This window comes from Microbulbifer sp. TYP-18, from assembly GCF_040932045.1.
In the GTDB taxonomy this organism is placed as follows: Bacteria; Pseudomonadota; Gammaproteobacteria; order Pseudomonadales; family Cellvibrionaceae; genus Microbulbifer.
In genome coordinates this window covers 473,050-490,265 of the sequence record NZ_JBFRBC010000002.1, presented here as the reverse complement: position 1 = coordinate 490,265, position 17,216 = coordinate 473,050, and the positions used below count along the sequence as shown (strand labels likewise).

19 protein-coding genes are annotated in these 17,216 nt (G+C 60.3%); 11 read left to right on the top strand and 8 right to left on the bottom strand.

Going from position 1 to position 17,216, the window contains the following annotated elements; translation table 11 throughout:
- Positions 1-5 precede the first annotated feature (5 nt).
- Positions 6-185, top strand: a complete 180-nt coding sequence (locus ABVT36_RS04200; protein WP_368455411.1) for a hypothetical protein — start codon at positions 6-8, stop codon at positions 183-185.
- A gap of 120 nt (positions 186-305) precedes the next feature.
- Here the strand turns inward: ABVT36_RS04200 and yihA are convergent, their stop codons facing one another.
- Positions 306-953 (bottom strand): ribosome biogenesis GTP-binding protein YihA/YsxC, encoded by a 648-nt coding sequence (yihA, locus tag ABVT36_RS04195; protein ID WP_368455410.1) that lies wholly within the window; start codon positions 951-953, stop codon positions 306-308.
- A 153-nt stretch (positions 954-1,106) separates the two neighbouring features.
- Between yihA and ABVT36_RS04190 the strand changes: the two genes are divergently transcribed.
- From ABVT36_RS04190 to ABVT36_RS04155, 8 genes are all read left to right on the top strand, one after another.
- Positions 1,107-1,769, top strand: coding sequence for a cytochrome c (locus ABVT36_RS04190; RefSeq protein ID WP_368455409.1), 663 nt, complete (start codon positions 1,107-1,109; stop codon positions 1,767-1,769).
- A gap of 133 nt (positions 1,770-1,902) precedes the next feature.
- The gene (locus ABVT36_RS04185; protein WP_368455408.1) at positions 1,903-2,577 is read left to right on the top strand and encodes a thiol:disulfide interchange protein DsbA/DsbL; all 675 of its coding nucleotides are present in this window, start codon (positions 1,903-1,905) and stop codon (positions 2,575-2,577) included.
- Positions 2,578-2,696: 119 nt separating this feature from the next.
- The gene (locus ABVT36_RS04180) at positions 2,697-3,926 is read left to right on the top strand and encodes a c-type cytochrome (RefSeq protein WP_368455407.1); all 1,230 of its coding nucleotides are present in this window, start codon (positions 2,697-2,699) and stop codon (positions 3,924-3,926) included.
- 44 nt (positions 3,927-3,970) lie between these two features.
- Positions 3,971-4,435: an ecotin family protein gene (locus tag ABVT36_RS04175; protein ID WP_368455406.1), complete on the top strand. Its 465-nt coding sequence runs from the start codon at positions 3,971-3,973 to the stop codon at positions 4,433-4,435.
- A 226-nt stretch (positions 4,436-4,661) separates the two neighbouring features.
- Positions 4,662-5,222, top strand: coding sequence for a hypothetical protein (locus ABVT36_RS04170; RefSeq protein ID WP_368455405.1), 561 nt, complete (start codon positions 4,662-4,664; stop codon positions 5,220-5,222).
- Positions 5,223-5,285: 63 nt separating this feature from the next.
- A complete protein-coding gene (locus tag ABVT36_RS04165) occupies positions 5,286-5,912 on the top strand; it encodes a hypothetical protein (protein ID WP_368455404.1) in 627 nt (208 codons plus the stop codon).
- A gap of 79 nt (positions 5,913-5,991) precedes the next feature.
- Positions 5,992-6,141 carry a hypothetical protein gene (locus tag ABVT36_RS04160; protein ID WP_368455403.1) on the top strand — a complete coding sequence of 50 codons (150 nt, stop codon included), beginning with the start codon at positions 5,992-5,994 and terminating at the stop codon, positions 6,139-6,141.
- Positions 6,142-6,169: 28 nt separating this feature from the next.
- Positions 6,170-6,904 carry a hypothetical protein gene (locus tag ABVT36_RS04155; protein ID WP_368455402.1) on the top strand — a complete coding sequence of 245 codons (735 nt, stop codon included), beginning with the start codon at positions 6,170-6,172 and terminating at the stop codon, positions 6,902-6,904.
- 115 nt (positions 6,905-7,019) lie between these two features.
- Here ABVT36_RS04155 and ABVT36_RS04150 read toward each other — a convergent pair whose 3' ends face one another.
- A complete protein-coding gene (locus ABVT36_RS04150) occupies positions 7,020-7,901 on the bottom strand; it encodes a LysR family transcriptional regulator (RefSeq protein WP_368455401.1) in 882 nt (293 codons plus the stop codon).
- Between the two features lie 122 nt (positions 7,902-8,023).
- Between ABVT36_RS04150 and ABVT36_RS04145 the strand changes: the two genes are divergently transcribed.
- Together ABVT36_RS04145 and ABVT36_RS04140 are read left to right on the top strand one after the other, a co-directional pair.
- Positions 8,024-8,800 carry a ferredoxin--NADP reductase gene (locus ABVT36_RS04145; RefSeq protein WP_367148880.1) on the top strand — a complete coding sequence of 259 codons (777 nt, stop codon included), beginning with the start codon at positions 8,024-8,026 and terminating at the stop codon, positions 8,798-8,800.
- Positions 8,801-8,837: 37 nt separating this feature from the next.
- Positions 8,838-9,392 carry a lipocalin family protein gene (locus tag ABVT36_RS04140; protein WP_368455400.1) on the top strand — a complete coding sequence of 185 codons (555 nt, stop codon included), beginning with the start codon at positions 8,838-8,840 and terminating at the stop codon, positions 9,390-9,392.
- A 132-nt stretch (positions 9,393-9,524) separates the two neighbouring features.
- Here the strand turns inward: ABVT36_RS04140 and ABVT36_RS04135 are convergent, their stop codons facing one another.
- From ABVT36_RS04135 to ABVT36_RS04110, 6 genes are read right to left on the bottom strand one after another with little or no spacing between them, the layout of a single operon-like run.
- Complete coding sequence (locus ABVT36_RS04135; protein ID WP_368455398.1) at positions 9,525-11,219, bottom strand: hypothetical protein; 1,695 nt, start codon at positions 11,217-11,219, stop codon at positions 9,525-9,527.
- Positions 11,216-13,387: a hypothetical protein gene (locus ABVT36_RS04130; RefSeq protein ID WP_368455397.1), complete on the bottom strand. Its 2,172-nt coding sequence runs from the start codon at positions 13,385-13,387 to the stop codon at positions 11,216-11,218. Before ABVT36_RS04130 ends, ABVT36_RS04135 begins: the two co-directional genes overlap by 4 nt.
- Positions 13,380-14,549 (bottom strand): BatA domain-containing protein, encoded by a 1,170-nt coding sequence (locus tag ABVT36_RS04125; RefSeq protein ID WP_368455396.1) that lies wholly within the window; start codon positions 14,547-14,549, stop codon positions 13,380-13,382. The genes ABVT36_RS04130 and ABVT36_RS04125 overlap by 8 nt, the downstream gene beginning before the upstream one ends.
- Before the next feature lies 1 nt (position 14,550).
- Positions 14,551-15,441 (bottom strand): DUF58 domain-containing protein, encoded by an 891-nt coding sequence (locus tag ABVT36_RS04120; RefSeq protein ID WP_368455395.1) that lies wholly within the window; start codon positions 15,439-15,441, stop codon positions 14,551-14,553.
- 4 nt (positions 15,442-15,445) lie between these two features.
- Complete coding sequence (locus ABVT36_RS04115) at positions 15,446-16,444, bottom strand: AAA family ATPase (protein WP_368455394.1); 999 nt, start codon at positions 16,442-16,444, stop codon at positions 15,446-15,448.
- Between the two features lie 7 nt (positions 16,445-16,451).
- Positions 16,452-17,165 (bottom strand): DUF4159 domain-containing protein, encoded by a 714-nt coding sequence (locus ABVT36_RS04110; protein WP_368455393.1) that lies wholly within the window; start codon positions 17,163-17,165, stop codon positions 16,452-16,454.
- Positions 17,166-17,216: the final 51 nt, after the last annotated feature.

Here is a 17,216-nt window from a genome sequence, read left to right as displayed (position 1 = left end):
GTGCCATGCGCAGAGACTCTTCGCCCCTGCTGATGGTCGCCATTCGCGAGGACACACTGACCACGCTATTGGCCCAGCGCCACCTGTGCGCTGAGGAGCTGCACTGCGAAACGTTGGGTGCGCGCCAGCGGTTACAACGGCTGTTGCTGCGCTCCCTGCTGCCTCGCCGGGGTGTGCAAAAGTAGTGATTACCGCGCAATGATCCCGCGCTATTCAAGCAGTTACACGCTTGATTTGCGGCCCGAATATCGCTGTTCGGGAGAGCAGGCTGTTGATATATACTTTTTCAACAGCCTGCTAAGGGGTTAGCTGTCCCGCTGAGCCTGTGTTTCCCGGGGTGCGAGCCAGTCGACCAGCTTTCTCTCCAGCTTGTCCAGCCCGGTCCGCTTGGTGGAAGAGAAAGTCTGGACGGTAACGCCGGTATTCAACCCCTTCTCCTTCAATGCCTTCTCAACCGCGAAGCGGGTGTTGTTGGCCGGGCCCTGCTTCAATTTGTCCGCCTTGGTCAACAAGAGATGTACCGGCAGCCCGGCAGTGGCTGCCCAGGTGATCATGTGCAGATCGAATTCTTTCAGCGGATGGCGGATGTCCATCAGCAGGATCAGGCCGCGCAGACACTGGCGCTGTTCCAGGTAGAAAGCCAGGTGTCGCTGCCACTCGTCCTTCATTGAGCGCGCCACCTTTGCGTAACCGTAGCCGGGCAGATCCACCAGGCGCAGGTTATCGCGGATGCGAAAGAAATTGATCAACTGGGTACGCCCGGGGGTTTTTGAGGTGCGGGCCAGTTTGTTGCTTCCGGTCAGGGCGTTGATGGCGCTGGACTTGCCCGCATTGGAGCGGCCTGCGAAGGCCACCTCCGCGCCCTCATCGGGTGGGCACTCCGCCAGTGTTGGCGCACTGGTTAAAAATTCAACATTGCGAAACTGGATCGTCTCGGGTTTCGGTTCTGACATGGTCGGCCCGCAGATTAGGTACACTCGCTTGGCGCGCAAGTATATAATGCCGCGGTTTGAGCGTCGCCTCCGGCTTTTGTCGTCTGGCGCCGCGGCGGTCCGGATAGGATGTAAACGCCATATTTCAGCATTCAGCGCGCTATGGGACGACGTATGAAAAGCATTATTAATAACACCGCTGTAGCCCTGGTCCTGGGCCTGGCCGGCGCCCTCGGGGTCGCGACTGCCACGGCACAGGGGGACCCCAATGCAGGTCAAGCCAAGGTTGCCACCTGCGCCGCCTGTCACGGCACCGATGGCAACAGCATCGCACCGGCCTTCCCCAAGATAGCCGGCCAGGGAGAAAAGTACCTGTTCAAGCAGTTAATGGATATCAAATCCGGCGCGCGGGCGGCTCCCCAAATGATCGGCCAGCTGGATAACTCCAGTGAACAGGATCTCCGCGATATGGCGGCTTATTTCGCTTCCCAGCAGCAGCAGGTTTCCGGCGCCCAGCCGATTTCGGTGATGCTGAACAGTGGCGAGAATGTCGATGGCCTGGCCCTGGGCCGCGACCTGTACCGTGCGGGCAATCCGGCCACCGGCGTGCCCGCCTGTATGGGGTGTCACTCCCCCTCCGGCCTGGGCAACGAACCCGCCGGTTATCCGCGCCTGGGCGGCCAATACGCGGGTTACATTGAGGCCCAGCTGAAGGCGTTTCGCACTGGCACCCGGGCCAATGACGGTGATACGCGGGTGATGAGGAGTGTGGCCAAGCAGCTGTCCGATGCTGAAATAAAGGCTTTGTCCCAGTACATTGCCGGACTGACCCCCTGATATTGTGAACACAGGAGCAGACAGGCTGTTTCCGTCTGCATCTTGCTTGGTAACGCGGGAACTTCAATAATCGGCGCTGTCTATTGACATGCCGGGGAGCCCCCAGGTCCGTGCTAATAAATAGGAGAATTTTATGAGAGTGCTAGCCGCAGTAGCCACGCTTTTGTTCAGTCTCGTTGCCTGCGCTCAGGACAGCGGTGAGTTCAAGGTGGGTGACTACTACCAGGTACTGCCGCAGGCCGTACCCCAGCGTGATACCAGCAAGATCGAAGTGACCGAACTCTTCTGGTATGGCTGTGGCCACTGCTACCACTTTGAGCCGATCCTGAACAAGTGGATAAAAGCTATGCCCGCGGACATCAAGCTGACCAAGATCCCGGCGATCTGGCAGCCGGTGATGGAAGTACATGCGCGCATGTACTATGTGGCCGACGCCATGGGGGTGCTGGACAAGATGCACGAGCCTATCTTCAACGCCATCAACAATCAGCGCAAGATGTTTGCAACCCGCGACGGCCGGGATTGGAATCCGGACCTGGCGGCGATCGAGGAGCTGTTCAACTCCCACGGCGCGGATGGTGCCAAGGCCGCCAAGCTGATGAATTCCTTCTCCGTAAACAGCAGGGTCAAGCAGGGCATGGCCAACCAGCGCGCCTACCAGTTGGCCGGCACGCCGGAAGTGGTTGTCGCCGGCAAGTACCGTATCAGTACTTCCCTGCCGGGTTTTAAGGGCAAGAGCAATGGTCAGGAACTGATGCTGCAGGTAGCCGACTATCTGATCGCCAAAGAGCGTGCCGACCGCGGCTAAAACACAGTTTTCACCGATCTGAAACCAAAAAGCCCCGCTCAAGCGGGGCTTTTTGGTTTCTGCCGCCATTCCTCCGGACTTGCTAACCTGAAGGAGAAGTCCGGCCCTACAGCTTGCCCATGAAATCAACCCGCTTACAGTGGTGTTTCCTGTGTCAGCACCACCGCCTTGCCGCTCTGGAGCTGCCCGGCTTGTGCCTAGCCCTGTTGTTACTGGCGGGCCCGCTGGAGTGCCAGGAGTCCCGGGCGGCGGAGGCCATCAACTTGCTTTCCTATATCGCGGTGGACTACGGCGCTGCGGTGCAGGGTGGCCGGGTGGTGGACGAAGCACTTTACCGCCGGCAACGGCGCGATATCGCCGGGGCTCTGGAACTGGTGCGCAGGCTGCCGGCCCGGCCCGGTCGCGACACGCTGGAAAGCCGTCTGTTGAGTCTGGACATCGCGGTGGCCAATATGCGTCCGGGAGAAGAGGTACGCCGGCTGGCCAATGGCATTGCGGATCGCCTGGCGTCACTCTATCAGCTGCCCCGCTCACCGGTGGAAGCACTGCCGGCGGCGGCCGAAGCCGCCCCTATGTACGCTACTTATTGCGCCAGTTGCCACGGTGAGGCGGGGCGTGGAAGCGGAGCCGCACCACCTCTGAACGACCTGGCACGCATGGGGAGTTTCAGTCTCTACGATCTCTACAATAAGCTCGACCCTTCCGTCACTCCCAGCCATGCCGCCATTGCCGCTGGTAATGGATTGGACAGCCGCCAACGCTGGGCACTGGCGGTGGCGGTGGCAAACCTGGCGGTGGCGGATATACCCTCGCCGCCAGTGGAGATGGCCCGGCGTTACCCCAATCTGACTGGACTGCCGGGTCTTGCCACAGTGCGCCCGGTGGAACTCCCGGACGAAGTGGCTTCAGCGCTGCTGTGGTGGCGCGGTCACCCGCGCCAGGCAAGTGCCCTACAGCATCCCCTGGCACGGGCGGAAGGCCTGCTACAGGTGGCGGAAACCACCTATAGGGCCGGCGACTCCGTTACCGCCTACCGCCGATTGATACTGGCCTACCGCCAGGATTACCTGCCCCTGCGCGCAACCCTGACGCAACGGGACCCGCCCCTCGCAAACCAGTTGGAGTCTGGTTGGCAGGTGCTGAGGGAGCTGATCCTCGACGATGCCCCCAGTGCAGAAGTGATCGCCGCGTTTAAACAGCTGCGGGAAACTCTGGGACGCGCACAAACCCGGCTACAGGTGGTGGCACCACAACCCCCGGGTTATTGGCTTGCTGCGTTACTGTTTTTCGGTGCACTCTCGCTGGGGCTGTTACTGTGGTGGGCGCTGCGTCGTCGCAGCAGGGTTTAGACTGAAAACAGTATCCAGCGAAAACGACCCTAGCGGAGTTTGCCATGGTGTTTCGATTTGTGCTGTTCTGTCTGCTGGTTGGCCTTTCCACAGGTGTCCGGGCGGTGGACCTGAATGTCTTTCCCTCCACTGTAGAAGAAAAGCGGCGCCATGTGGTCACCCTACCCAAAGTGGTGGATGAAAGCCGGTTTATGGTCGAGTTGATGCCGGGCAGGGTCGAGCAGGTCGACTGCAATCCCCGCAGCTACCAGGCAAAACTCCGGCGCGAGGTGCTGGTGGGCTGGGGCTACCCTTACTTTGTCCTGTCCGATCTGGAGCCGGCCAAGTCTAACCGCAAAGCCTGCCCAGAAACCGCGAAAAGGCGCCGGTTTGTGCGCGTACGCGGGGAAAACCTGATGCTGCCTTACGCCAGCGGCACACCGCTGGTAGTGTTCCTGCCACCGGGGTTTGATTTGAAGTACCGGATCTGGCGCGCCGACAAGAACTATTCCAATGCCCGCATAAAATAGCGCCAATGGCGGCAAAATAAATTATTTAACGCTTTCTCTGCCAAGGTGTGATTTAGCGACTAGCCTTTAACTACATGGGACGTGAAAAACCGCGTATTTGCGATTTTTCATGCCGTCCGGTAGCTGGCATCAACCGGCCCGGGCGGACAGGAAAACCGGCAGCGCCACAGGCACTGATGCTGCCAGTCGCAAACGTCTACTTGTAGTAGCAGTAGCGGAGTCGCGCATGAAGTTTTTGCGTTGCCCGTCCACCCCCAAGGTCATTCTCCCCCCGGATCACCAGGCGCCACTGCCAGACAACATCCTCGTCCGCGGCCCGGTGCCAAGATCGGTGCTGCTGACTTTGTTGCGGGTGTACCTCGCCATACTGGTGCTGTTTCTATTGCTGCCATTGGCGGCGGCGGCCCAGCAGCCCGACCAGCGCAGCTGGGCCGGCAACTGGTTGGTGGTGAGCGAGAGAGATCAGCAGCTGGTGTGGCAGTTGAATGAGGATGGCTCGGGTTTTGCCTACGGCTTTCTCCCCAACGGTAAATTGTCACACGGGTTCGCTATCAACTGGCGGCTCGATGGCGACCGGGTCAGTGTCCGCACCGGTGCCTCGGTGCGCTGCAGCGACGGAGTGGTCGCCGTGGCGTTTACCGGCTGGAGCGCCGCGACCTTAAAATTCGCCATTGTAGACGGCCGCAACTGGTTGCAGGCCAATGGCAGCATATTGAGTTTCCAGCGCCGTCTGCACAAGTGGAGTACCCCCAGAGCCGGCGGAGAATGCCCGAATCTGGCCACCTAACCGGTGAAGCCTGCAAAACACCTACGACCTCAGGGACGAGCCACGCACAGTTGGAGTCCCGCTGTGATACAGCCTCGCCTTATTGTTATCCTGCTGGTATCACTGCTTCCGATCAGTGTAGTGGCCGAAGCTGGAGACGAGGACTGGCGGACCGAATCGCGTTTTGAGGCCGCCCAATGGGTGGGCTCCTGGCTGATTTCCCGGGATGGCGAAGCGCGTCACGTCTGGAGTCTCAATGCCGACGGCACGGGGCGCTCCTACGCGTTTGTCGAGCACAAGGGAAAAATGCGCTTTGCCTATGGTTACGATATTCACTGGTATTACGAGCCGTTCACCCAAATGGCGAATATCAGGACCGAGCGCCGAATCGTCTGTCGCGGTGGCCGCGTCTACCCTTATTTTCTCACCCTGAAATCCTACGAAAGCGATTACGCAGTACGCGGTAAATACGCCTGGCAAACCACCTGGACTGAAGCCAGCATCGGACAGAACAACCTGCACAAATCCCTCGTGGTGTTCGTCGCACCACTATCTGCCTGGCACAACCCGGACAAGGATGCCCCCTGTCCAGAATTCCCCAGCCTGCCCCTGGAACGCGACATAGACACAGCGTTGCAGAGGTGGGACAAAGAGGCGGAGGGGGATCAGGCGGCAGAGGCGGGAAATGAAGCACTTGATGGGTCCCGGTAGAGGATGTCGAACTGCGGCGGGGGGTTGAGTACCTATCTCCGTATGGGCCCGTCGACCAACGGTATTGGCGGATCAATTGATGAATACAGCAGTTCCGGTGGGAAATTTACTCCGCGATAGCAAGGTGATCGCGGCGTTGTGCCGTCACCCTGTGTTGGTTCCCCAGCACAGGGCCGGTGAGAGGCTACGGATTCCGCGCGGTGTCGGCAACCGGGCGCAGTACAGCTGATGCAGGTGCCAGGTAATGCGGCAAGGCTATGCAGATCGATTATCCTCCGCCGCAACCGCACGGTGAAATCCGTCGGCTGCTGCCGGACTTTTTCTGTGTCCCGGGCACCACCAAACTGGCTCCCGCCACGCTGATCAACCGCAATATGGGCATTGTCCGCTGCGGCCGGGAACTGATTCTGGTCAATCCGGTGCGGCTGAGATCGCCCCAGGAGGAAAAACTCGCGGACCTGGGTCAGGTTCGCCACGCGATCCGGCTCGGCTACTATCACGGCTGCGATGACCTTTATTACCGCGATCGCTTCAATCTCACCTTTTGGTGCCAGGCGCACTCCGACCGCTATCCGGCGCCGCCCGCTGACCGCCTTCTGCGCGAGGGTGGTGATTGCCCTGTACCGGGTGGCCGTTTTGTGGAATTCAGCCATGGCCGATACCCCGAGGCTGTCCTCCTTGTGCCGGATCACGGCGGTCTGTTGCTGACCTGCGATGCATTGCAATACTGGCGGAACTGGTACGGCTGTAGCTGGTGCGGCCGCAACCTACTGCGACTGTCGGGTTTTCGCCGCCGTATGCAGATTGCCCCCGGCTGGTGCATGCGCATGGCTCCGGTCGGCTGCCCCCAGCGTCTGTATCAGGATTTCGAGCGGCTTCTGGCGTTACCCTTTTGCCACTTGATGGCTGCCCATGGCAGTTTCTGCGCAGATCGCGCCTATGAGGAAGTCAGGCGAGCTATAGCCAGGGCCTTTGGTCATCTAAGAATCTGACCAGGGGTTTTTCCAGGTATAGATCCACGGTGTTGTAGCAAACCTGTGGAATTGAAACTGAATTCTGTCCGGTGTCAGCCTTGGTCAAAAGTTACCGGTCGCAACTGCGATGTCTTCAAGAGTTTGCCCGGCACAGCTCCATCCAGCGTTCGATACCGGCGCTGCGATATTTCTGCCGGTGCAGAGCAAAGTGAAATTCCCTGCGAAAGTTGCGCTGTGGTACCGGTAACTCCACCAGAGAGCCGCGTCTCAATGCATCCACCAGCGACACCCGCGACAGGCAACTGATTCCCAATCCGGCTTCCACCGCGCGTTTGATTGCCTCGGTGTGCTGTAATTCCAGGCGGATATGCAATCGCGGCAGCAGGCCGGCCATGGCGCGCTCAAATGTCTGTCGGGTGCCGGAACCGGTCTCGCGCAGTATCCAGGTGGCCGCGCAGAGTTCCCGGTCGCCCACTTGCCCGCGTCCTGCGAGGGGGTGTTTCGGTGCGCAGAACACCACCAGCTCGTCGCTGCGCCAGGGGAGCATTTCCAGGTCCGGGTGGTTGACCTCCCCTTCGATCAATCCTAGGTCCAGTTCGAAATTGAGTACCCGTTCGGCAATAGCCGCGGTGTTGGCGACTTCCAGCTCCACCCGTGTGCCGGGTTGTTCCTCCATATAGCGGGCCATGATGCCGGCGGCCAGGTAGTTACCGATGGTCAGGGTGGCGCCGATCTTGAGCCGGCCGAGATCGCGGTGTGTTGCGAGGGTCTGCTCCAGCGCCCGGGCCCGCTCCAGCAGTTCTTCCGCCCGGGGCCACAGTTGGCGCCCCAGCTCGTTGAGCCGCAGGCGCTTGCCGGCGCGCTCGAACAGCCGCAGATCGAACTGTCGTTCAAACTCCTGCAAGGCAGTGGATGCCGCGGATTGGGACATGTTCAGGCTGGCGGCCGCACGACTCACATTTTCATGGTGAGCGCAGGCTATGAACACTTCCAGTTGGCGCAGGGAGTAGCGCAAAGCTTGATTCCTATTATCAAATAAATCGATAACAACTATTGAAATATCCCATTTTGCCTATAGATAAGCCAGGGCTAAAATTCCACTATTAAGAGTATTAAGGAATAACTGGTTTTAAGGTTATGTCTAATTTGAATATAGAGAAAGTGTTGGAAGTACACCACTGGAATGACACTTTATTTAGCTTCAAGACCAGTCGCGACCCGGGATTCCGGTTCGAAAACGGTCATTTCACCATGATAGGCCTGCAGCGGGACAACGGCCGCCCGCTGCTGCGCGCCTACTCCATCGCCAGTGCCAATTATGAGGACGAGTTGGAGTTTTTCAGCATCAAGGTGCCGAATGGCCCCCTCACCTCACAGTTGCAGCAGATCAAGCCGGGGGACGAGATTCTGGTCAGCCGCAAGCCCACCGGTACCCTGGTGGCGGACCACCTGCTGCCGGGCAAGCGCCTCTGGTTGCTGTCCACTGGAACTGGGCTGGCGCCATTCCTCAGCATCATCAAGGATCCCGGCGTATACGAGCGCTTCGATCAGGTGATTCTGACCCACGGGGTACGCTATGTGTCCGAATTGGCCTACCAGAATCAGATTGAAACCGAGTTGCCGGAGCACGAGTATTTCGGGCAGATGGTGCGGGAGCAACTGCTCTACTACCCCACCGTAACCCGCGAGCCCTACCGCAACAACGGGCGCCTGACTGACTTGATGCTGAGCGGAAAAATGTTTGCCGACCTGGATCTGCCGCAACCCAATGTGGAGGAGGACCGCTTCATGCTTTGCGGCAGCCCGGCTATGCTCAAGGATCTGACCGCAATTCTGGACAAGTGGGGTTTTCGGGAAACCCGTGCCGGGGTGCCGCACGAATATGTGATCGAGCGCGCCTTTGTGGAGAAGTAGGCGGCAGTGAACCTTGCCCGAGCACGGAGGCTGGGCGATGGAGCGGACTATTTGGTTATCTGCAGTGCGGCTTTGCCGCACCCCCCTATCCCTGCTGGCGGCCATGTGCCTGGTCGCCTGTACCGGCGTACCGGAAAATATCCAGCCGGTGGAAAATTTCGAGTTGCGTCGGTATCTGGGGAAATGGTACGAAATTGCGCGACTCGACCACTCCTTTGAGCGGGGGCTCAGCCGGGTAACCGCGGACTACAGTCTGAATGAGGATGGGACTGTACGGGTGCTCAACAGTGGTTATTCCGCGGCACAACAAAAATGGAAGCGAGCCACCGGTCGGGCAAGGTTTGCCGCAGAGAAGACCACCGGCCATCTGGAAGTGTCTTTTTTTGGGCCCTTTTATTCATCCTATGTCATCATTGCACTGGACAGACACTACCGCCACGCCCTGGTGACCGGCTACAACAGATCCTATTTATGGATACTATCGCGGGAGCCGTGCATGCCAGAGCCGGTACTACAACAGCTGGTCACTCAGGCCAGATCCCTCGGTTATGCTACCAATGCGCTGGTGTTTGTAGATCAGGGCTGCTATTAACCTGGCAATTCAATGGATGATCCCCCATCGAGTGAATTGTGGGCCTTGAAACCCTATACGATTACGCGAAATCCCTTGTTTTCAATACCTTGCGCAAACTTCCACCAGGTGGTGGCACATTCTTGTACCACATCAGCGCAGCAAAGCCCGCTCCCGCCACCAGCTGAGTAACAGCAGAGCCATCAATAGGGCCGCGATCCACTGCCGTGGTATCGGGATGAGGTCGCTATTTGTTTCTGACCCAGCACCCAACCGCGCGGTAGCCATCTGCGCGGTCTCGCTTACAGCCAGGTCGCGCTGCCACCAGGGCCAGTCCCCCGGGGCAAAGACGTAGAAGGAAAAATCGGACTCTGTCCCTTTGAGGTGGTGCCAGCCCGCGCCCCTGGGCCAGTAGGCGAGACAGTGTCCCGGCTCCTCCGCCTGCACGGATACTGCCACCAGCGGGTCGCCGTCCGATTCGGCGGTCACTGTGGGTGCCGCGGTAAAATCGGGACTGCACAGAGTCACACGCTGTTCCATTTTCGGCAGCGGACTCTTTATCACCACCGGTGGCTGCTTGCCGGCGAAGGCCAGCTGATGGCGAAGGATATCGGTCCACAGCCGGGCAAATTCCGCCGTAAAGCCGGCAGTGATCCAGCGATAGCTGTTTTCAAACAGCACCAAACCCACTGAACCGGAGGGTGTCGACCTGCCCCAGTAAATGGGATTTTCCGCAGTTGACCCAAGTAGTAGATCACTAGTGCGAGGCTCTTCCGGTTGCAGACCGGTTAGGGTGAGCGTGGGGATCTCATCCGGTGCTGCCAGCGCACCGGCGAGATCCTGCGGCTGGCCCCGGTGCAAGGGCATACCCGCTTTGCCCATGTAGTTGAGGAAACTGTCCGGGGCATTCCTGTCAACCAGCCACAGCACGGATTTCCTGGTTGCGAAGTCTTGCAGATGCTGCTTTTGCGTATCCGAAAGCTGTGGCCACAGCTGGCTGTCCAGAATAAGCAGATCAAACGGGGGGGCGGATTGCAGCGGCTGTTGCGGGAATTCCCTTTGGGTATTGATAGACACGCGCCTGAGGACTCCCGGGGCCAGCTGGGTGATTAGCTGGGCCTCGGTGCCCGACTGACGCAGCCAGCGGGACAGGGCCGCGGTTTCAAAAGAGGCCCGGCTCAGCCACAAAAGAACACGGGGCGTCGCGCCGCTGTCCACGACCACCGGCACCGGCTCCTCACGCTGATCGCCGCCCTGCTGGATGCGCAATTTATACAGCCAGCGACCGGGCAGCTTGGGGGTATCGGTCAGCTGGACGGACCCTCCGCGCAATGGCCCAGGGCCCAGCTTGGCGGTATCCACCTGGGCCCCGAAGGGGTCCAAAAGTGACAGAGTCAGTTGCTCCGGGGCGGTCCCTTGCGGGCTGATTTGTACTTCCAGCCGGTCACCCAGCGTCAGCTGGTGTGGCCAGTGCAGTTGCCACCTGGGTGCGGATCTCTCCCGGTCGGGCCGCAGTCGCACCGGGGGCAAACTACCCAGGGCTTCCCGGGTCAGGCCGTCGCCGGTTATAGAGAGCGACTGCAGGGTGCCAATTGGATACGGTATCTTTCCGGCTTCCGGCGCTATTGGATGGTTTGCCGCCGGGGTGGCCAGGGGTGTATGCAGAATACCGGTAGCGGGCCCGGGTAGTATTTCAGGGGGTTCGTATAAAGACCAGACTGTGGCCCAGATGCCGAACTGCAAGCCGAGCGCGAAAAGCCGCAGGTGGAGCGGCAGTTGCTGACGCACGATCAATAGCGCGGAAACAACGCAGGCGCCGCCGCACAACAGGGTAAACCAAGTCGTCATCGGCCGCTGTCCTTGTTGGGATGTGTCAGCCAGTCGGCAAATACCCCCGCTTCGCGCCGGGTGCGCGGCAGTGCTGGGACTGGCTCCGGGGCGGGCAGCAACCCGTATAAGAAAGCCGCCAACTGCCGTCGGCAGTCTTCGCAGCGTTGATCCTGCCGATACAGTCGCCAGGTCTTGGCGAGTTCCAATGCCAATTCCGGCTGCTGCTGCACTTGTGGCAGTGCCTGCAGCTGGGCGAGGACATCATCGGAGAAATTTTCGCTGCCGAGCGCGGCCTGCAACAGCGACTGCAGCTGCTGCTCGTCTGTATTTTCCTGTTGCGCCGCTACCGGCGCTGGGCGAATCTCACCGCGCTCTCCGCTCAGGCGTCGGGACTCGTCGATTGGCGGCGGTTCAAAACCCACACGCTGCAGGTAAATGCGCGATGCCTGCTGGACTTCCTTGATGTAACGCAGGGCGCTGTGCTGGTGCGGCAGGGAGGCGGCCGGTTCGATGACCGCCAGCTCGCGCCAGGCGCTCCACATGGCATTGAGCGCCGACCGCAGCAGGCTTTTGGTGGCGGGGTCGAACAGGGTGGCGTGTTCGGTATGATCGTGTTGGTGACCGACCGATGCGGCGATACCGTCGTCGACACCGAATTTATGCCCTGAAGATGTCTCGGCGTGTTCGCCTTCACCGTGGTGTTCTTCGTGTTGGTCATGGGAGTTCGTATCATCCCCCTCTTCGGACTGGTGGCCGATGTCCGCGTCCTCCTCGCCGAGAAAACGACCGTAGCGCATGCGCAACAGGTTTTGTTCGAAAGCCAGTGTTTCGGAGCGGGTGCGGAACTCCATTGGGGTAATCTGCTCCCGCTCGGCCAGAAGTGCTTCGGTGTCGATAATCAATTGGCGTTGGCTGCGGAAGTACTCCGGCAGTACTTTGACGGCCATGCCCTCGGCGTCGCTCAGGCCAAAAATCTCCTCATGGGGCCAGCGCAGAATAAAGCGCTGGCTTTTGGTGATATTGGCCTCCGGCTGGCGGTTGTCCTGCGCTTGCAGAAACCAGTAGATTTCGTCGCCGGGTTCGATGGCGTAGCTTTCCAGCGGCAGTTCAAAGGTGAACCTCTTGCTATGGTCATCGGTTGCCGCCGGTTTGAGCTCAACGGATTGGTCGCGGAAGCGGATATTTTCTCCGCTGCCACTGGCAAGGGTCATAACCAGGCTGGCCCTCTCCACCTGAAAGTCATCACTGACGGTGACATCGACGGGAAAATACCGGGGTTGGGCGCTATCCCCGCCTGACATCACAGTAACTGTGTCCCTGGGCAGGTGGAACTCAAATTCCGGTGCCCGGTCCGGGACCACGTCGATGGTGTAAATTGGCGGATAGAGAACCTGGCCCTCGTCAATACTGGCGGACAATTGGTAAAAATCCGCTTTGTCGACCCGGCGCGACAGTGACCAGTGATCGCTGGGCGGGGGACCGCCGGGGGTAAATTCGAACTCTGCGTTGGAAGTGCGCATGGTGAGGCCGGTCACCGGCCCGGTCAGGGTGACCTGCCAGGTTACGGTGGAATTCTCCGGCGCGGTCACCTGCAAGGTCTGAGGCGTTTTCGGCAGGCCTGTGTAACGGGGTGGCTGTACCAGTGTGTCGGCACTGTGCAGAGTCACAGCAGACGCCGGTCCTGCCGGAATCCCTGAGAAGGTATCCGTCAGGGGGGCCTGGGAAAGGTTAAAGCCATCGGTGGCGACATAGAGCAGTAGGCCCATGCAGGCACCGGCAGAGCTGCTGATGGCACTGCGCAGCGGCGGGGCATGGAAACGACGCAGCTGCCCGGCAGCAATCAGGCTGTTCAGGGCGCGCTCCACCCGCTGCCGCTGGAGCCGTGCAAGCGGGGCTAGTTCCTGTGCAGGATGCGACAACAGAGCCGTGCTGTCGTGCAGTTGCGGGAAACTGCAATCCAATCGACATGCCAGGTCCTGGTACCCTGGCCGCCAGTGCGGATCGAGTAGCAGTCCCAGCAGAGCAAAACCAGGCATAGCCAACAGGACCCAACCGGGCCATCCCAGCAGTGCGCTTCCGAGCAGGGAAACAGCGCTGGCGCCGGCCGCCAGCCAGGCGTAGGGCAGGAGGCTTTGAAGGACCCAGTTACGCCTTACCCAGAGTAACGGGGATTTGGTTTCATCCATCGCTATCCGCCACCTCCCTATGCCGGGGTCCCCGCCCTCTGCTCAGCACCAGCACACGCTCCAGCGCCAGCAGTGCGACAAAGAGCATCAGCAGCTGGCGCTGGTAGCCCTGCCAGACCCATGGAGAGATTTCTTCGTCGTCCACCACAATGGATGGTGGCGAGGCAACGGACCAGGTGCCGATACCGCTGTGTTGTAGCTGCCAGTCCTGTTGATACCAGGCTCTCCAGAGTTTTTCCGGCAGGGCGTAGTCAGTGAAAAACTCCCCTGAATGCCAGTCGCCCCGGTAGCGCAGCCAGCTGCCGCGGCCATAGGGTGCGGCTTCCATTCGCTCCGCTGTGGACAGGATCTGGAAGGCCAGCCGGGAGTCGTCACTGACGCGGGTGTCGGTGATCAGTAGGCCGCCCGTACCGATAAATCTGCGGACCTCTTCGGGCAGGGGGCCGGGGAGGTTGTAGATCAGCCAGTCGGTACCGGTATCCGCAAGTGCCTCGATCCCCACAAGCTTGCGCAGTGACAGGCCTGTTGCCGTGGTTGCAGCCAACTGGTCGATCACCGGCTCTAACCAAGCGGGGGCTTCGCCGATCAGCCCTATGCGGGGTGGGGTAAAAACCTCTGCATCCGATTCGGCACCGGCAACACGCCACTGCCAGTGCGGGCTGCTGCGCAGCGCGGTAAAGCCAGTGGGATTGTCCGCTTGTGCCAGCAGGATGGTGGCGTAGCGGTAGCGGGGGCTGTAGGCCAACGCGGACAAACTGTGCCAGAGGTTCTCCGCCGGTGGGCGCTCGTCTGCGATTGGGCGCGGCACTGTGTGCAGCCATTCGATCCGCTCCGGGGCCTCCGACTGCTGCAGAAACTGCTGCAGTGCCTGTTGGCTGATTCGCGGATCCACCAGCAGGGTGGAGGGCGGTGCGGCAACCTGTTGCTGCAGTTGCGGCGCGGCTGCCAGCAGCACCAGTGAGGTCAGCGCTGCGAGTCGCAACAACAGCAGCCAGGGTTCCCGCAACAGCAATCGGCGCAGGCTGCGGCTGGATTTTTGCTCGAGCCAGTGGGCGGCGGCAAAAGTAATTTCCCGGCGCGCCCGACGGCGCAACAGGTGCACCGCTACCGGTACCGCCAGCAGAGACAGCAACCAGAGCCATTGCGGGGTCAGCCACTGCATTTTAGGTGTCCTGCCCGTGGGTTGCGATGAACTGGCGCAGTGTCTGTTCCAGGGGGTGTTCGATGGTCACACTGCTGAGCGGATACTCCCAGGAAGCGAAACGGGCGCTCAGATTTTTTTGCGCAGCGGCGAATGCGCGCAGATATGCGTTTCGCTGGGACTTTGCATCCAGTTCGATCGCCCCCGCTTCTTCCGGATTGCGCAGCAACAACGCACCGTTGAAGGGAAAAGTTTTTTCGGCCTCCACCAGCAGTTGCAACGGCAGGCAGGGGCGGCCGGCGCCGTGCAGGCGCGCGGCAAAGCGGCTGATTTCCTCGCGCCGCTCAAAAAAATCGCTCACCAGCACTGCCTGGCAGGGCTGCTCGAAACGGCTCCAGAGGGGGCGCAACTGGGTGTCGTCCGGCCAGTGTCCCGCTGCGGTCAGTTGATCCAGCTGCAGGGTCAGGCGCTGGTGATGGGCCTCGCCCTGGCCCTCCGGTAGCAGATGTATTCCACTGTCGCTGAGTGCAAGGAGGGAGTAGCGGTCCCCCTGGGCATTGAGCAGCCAGCACAGGGTGGCGATCCAGCATTTCGCGTATTGAAGTTTGGTCAGTGTGGGCACGCTGAAGCTGGGCTGGGCCATGGAGGCAGTGGTGTCGAGCACGAAGCACACATGCATCTGGCTCTCCTGCTCCGCCTCGCGTACAAAATAGCGGTCGGAGCGGGCAAATAGTTTCCAGTCGATGTGCCGGATGGGATCGCCGGGCTGGTAACTGCGATACTGCTGAAATTCCAGGCCGGCGCCGCGGCGCTGGCTGCGCTGCATGCCCAGCATCATGCCTTCGGCAATGTGGCGCGACAGCCAGAGCAGGTCGCGGGTGCCGGCCAGCGTCAGTGGATCCACCAGAGTCACAATATCAGTCCCGGCCGGGTTCCGGGCAGGCCTTCTGCAGCTCTTGAAGAACCTGCTCCATTCCGACCCCTTCGGCCTGGGCGTGAAAGCTGAGCAGTACGCGGTGGCGGAGTACCGGCAGCAGCAGGGCACGGATATCCGCTCTGGTCACCGCCAGTCGCCGGCGCAAAAACGCCCGCGCCTTGGCCGCCAGCAGCAGGGCCTGGCCGGCGCGCGGCCCGGCCCCCCACTTTATCCAGGCTTCCAGCTGTGAATTGCCGCCGGCGCCGGGGCGGGTGGCGCGCACCAGCCGGGCCACGTAATGGTAGAGATCATCACTGATGTGGATATCCCGTACCAGCCGCTGCATTTCCTGCAGCTGGGTGGGGTCGAGGCAGGGCTGCGCCTGCTCCCCATCACTACCGGTGGTTGCGCGCAGTATCGCTATCTCCTCCGCCTCCTGGGGGTAGTCGATATGGATATTCAGAAGAAAGCGATCCAGCTGCGCCTCGGGCAGTGGATAGGTGCCGGCCTGTTCGATGGGGTTTTGGGTCGCCAGCACAAAATAGGGTTTGGGCAGGTCCATGGTCTCACCGGCCACGGTCACAGCGGTCTCCTGCATGGATTCCAGCAGGGCCGCCTGGGTTTTTGGCGGCGTTCGGTTGATTTCATCCGCCAGCAGGATATTGGTGAAAATGGGCCCGCGCTGAAATTTGAAGAAGCGCTTGCCGGTACTGTGATCCTCTTCCAGGATCTCTGTACCGAGAATATCACCAGGCATCAGGTCGGGGGTGAACTGTACCCGCTTGAAGGCCAACTCGGTGCCATCGGCCAGGGTTTTCACCAGCAGCGTTTTCCCGAGCCCCGGTACCCCTTCCAGCAGTGCGTGTCCCCGGGCCAACAGACAGATCAGCAGCTGATCCACAACCTCCTGCTGGCCGACGATGACTTTGCCGATCTCGGTACGCAGACGTTGAACTGCGGTCAGTTTCAATTCGATGGATTTTTCCAGGGTAGCTTCCATTGGGCCCTCAGGTTGTCAGGGCGTAAACAACAATGTTTACTGCAAATTTTGTGTTGTCGATGGCGAGCCAGCGTTTGTTGCGAAAGTCGTAATCCCACTCGCATCCAAAGTCCTTGTTGCTGTACAGAACGGCGATACGGCCGTTGATGACAATCGCCCGCAGGTAATCGTGTACCAGGTCGTCACCCCAGCCGTTCAGTTCGAAACTGGTGACCGGCAGCTCGTCGAAGTGGAAAAAGCAGCTGTACAGTTCGTGGTCGTCCGGTAGCTTTTGCAGGCTGTCTTCGCCGAACAGCGCTGCCATCTGCGCTTCAAACGACTTGGCGAAGAGGCCGTCGATATCGTGGTTGCAATCGTCCACGAAGACGAATCCACCGCGATTGACATAGTCGCGGAAATTGCGCTCCTCAGCAGCACTGAATTCCACCAGCTTGTGTCCGGCCAGATAGCAGAAGGGGGCCAGCAGCATGTCCGGGTCGGCCAGCGGGACTATACGCTCCACCGGATCGACACGCAGATTGGTGTACTCCACCAGTGAATTGAGCACGTTGGAGGGCATGCGCTGGTCCACGTCCCAGTCGCCGGATTCGTACATCAATCGGGTAAAGTGGAAATCGTAACGCTGCTCCGCCGCACCCTGTGCCAGCGCTGTTCGCGGCAGTGCCAGGCCGCAGCCGCCAGCTACCAGTGTGTGCAGGAATTGTTTGCGGGTGAACGACATAATTTGCGATACGGTAATTCCGGCGGGGCACTCAGTTGCGGGCTGCGTTCG

Coding starts and splice junctions, on each gene's coding strand:
- ABVT36_RS04145 (WP_367148880.1), top strand. CDS start 8,024: ATGTCTAATTTGAATATAGAGAAAGTGTTGGAAGTACACCACTGGAAT.
- ABVT36_RS04130 (WP_368455397.1), bottom strand. CDS start 13,387: ATGGATGAAACCAAATCCCCGTTACTCTGGGTAAGGCGTAACTGGGTC.
- ABVT36_RS04170 (WP_368455405.1), top strand. CDS start 4,662: ATGAAGTTTTTGCGTTGCCCGTCCACCCCCAAGGTCATTCTCCCCCCG.
- ABVT36_RS04180 (WP_368455407.1), top strand. CDS start 2,697: ATGAAATCAACCCGCTTACAGTGGTGTTTCCTGTGTCAGCACCACCGC.
- ABVT36_RS04135 (WP_368455398.1), bottom strand. CDS start 11,219: ATGACGACTTGGTTTACCCTGTTGTGCGGCGGCGCCTGCGTTGTTTCC.
- ABVT36_RS04185 (WP_368455408.1), top strand. CDS start 1,903: ATGAGAGTGCTAGCCGCAGTAGCCACGCTTTTGTTCAGTCTCGTTGCC.
- ABVT36_RS04155 (WP_368455402.1), top strand. CDS start 6,170: ATGCAGATCGATTATCCTCCGCCGCAACCGCACGGTGAAATCCGTCGG.
- ABVT36_RS04125 (WP_368455396.1), bottom strand. CDS start 14,549: ATGCAGTGGCTGACCCCGCAATGGCTCTGGTTGCTGTCTCTGCTGGCG.
- ABVT36_RS04140 (WP_368455400.1), top strand. CDS start 8,838: ATGGAGCGGACTATTTGGTTATCTGCAGTGCGGCTTTGCCGCACCCCC.
- ABVT36_RS04115 (WP_368455394.1), bottom strand. CDS start 16,444: ATGGAAGCTACCCTGGAAAAATCCATCGAATTGAAACTGACCGCAGTT.
- yihA (WP_368455410.1), bottom strand. CDS start 953: ATGTCAGAACCGAAACCCGAGACGATCCAGTTTCGCAATGTTGAATTT.
- ABVT36_RS04175 (WP_368455406.1), top strand. CDS start 3,971: ATGGTGTTTCGATTTGTGCTGTTCTGTCTGCTGGTTGGCCTTTCCACA.
- ABVT36_RS04190 (WP_368455409.1), top strand. CDS start 1,107: ATGAAAAGCATTATTAATAACACCGCTGTAGCCCTGGTCCTGGGCCTG.
- ABVT36_RS04110 (WP_368455393.1), bottom strand. CDS start 17,165: ATGTCGTTCACCCGCAAACAATTCCTGCACACACTGGTAGCTGGCGGC.
- ABVT36_RS04160 (WP_368455403.1), top strand. CDS start 5,992: ATGAATACAGCAGTTCCGGTGGGAAATTTACTCCGCGATAGCAAGGTG.
- ABVT36_RS04200 (WP_368455411.1), top strand. CDS start 6: ATGCGCAGAGACTCTTCGCCCCTGCTGATGGTCGCCATTCGCGAGGAC.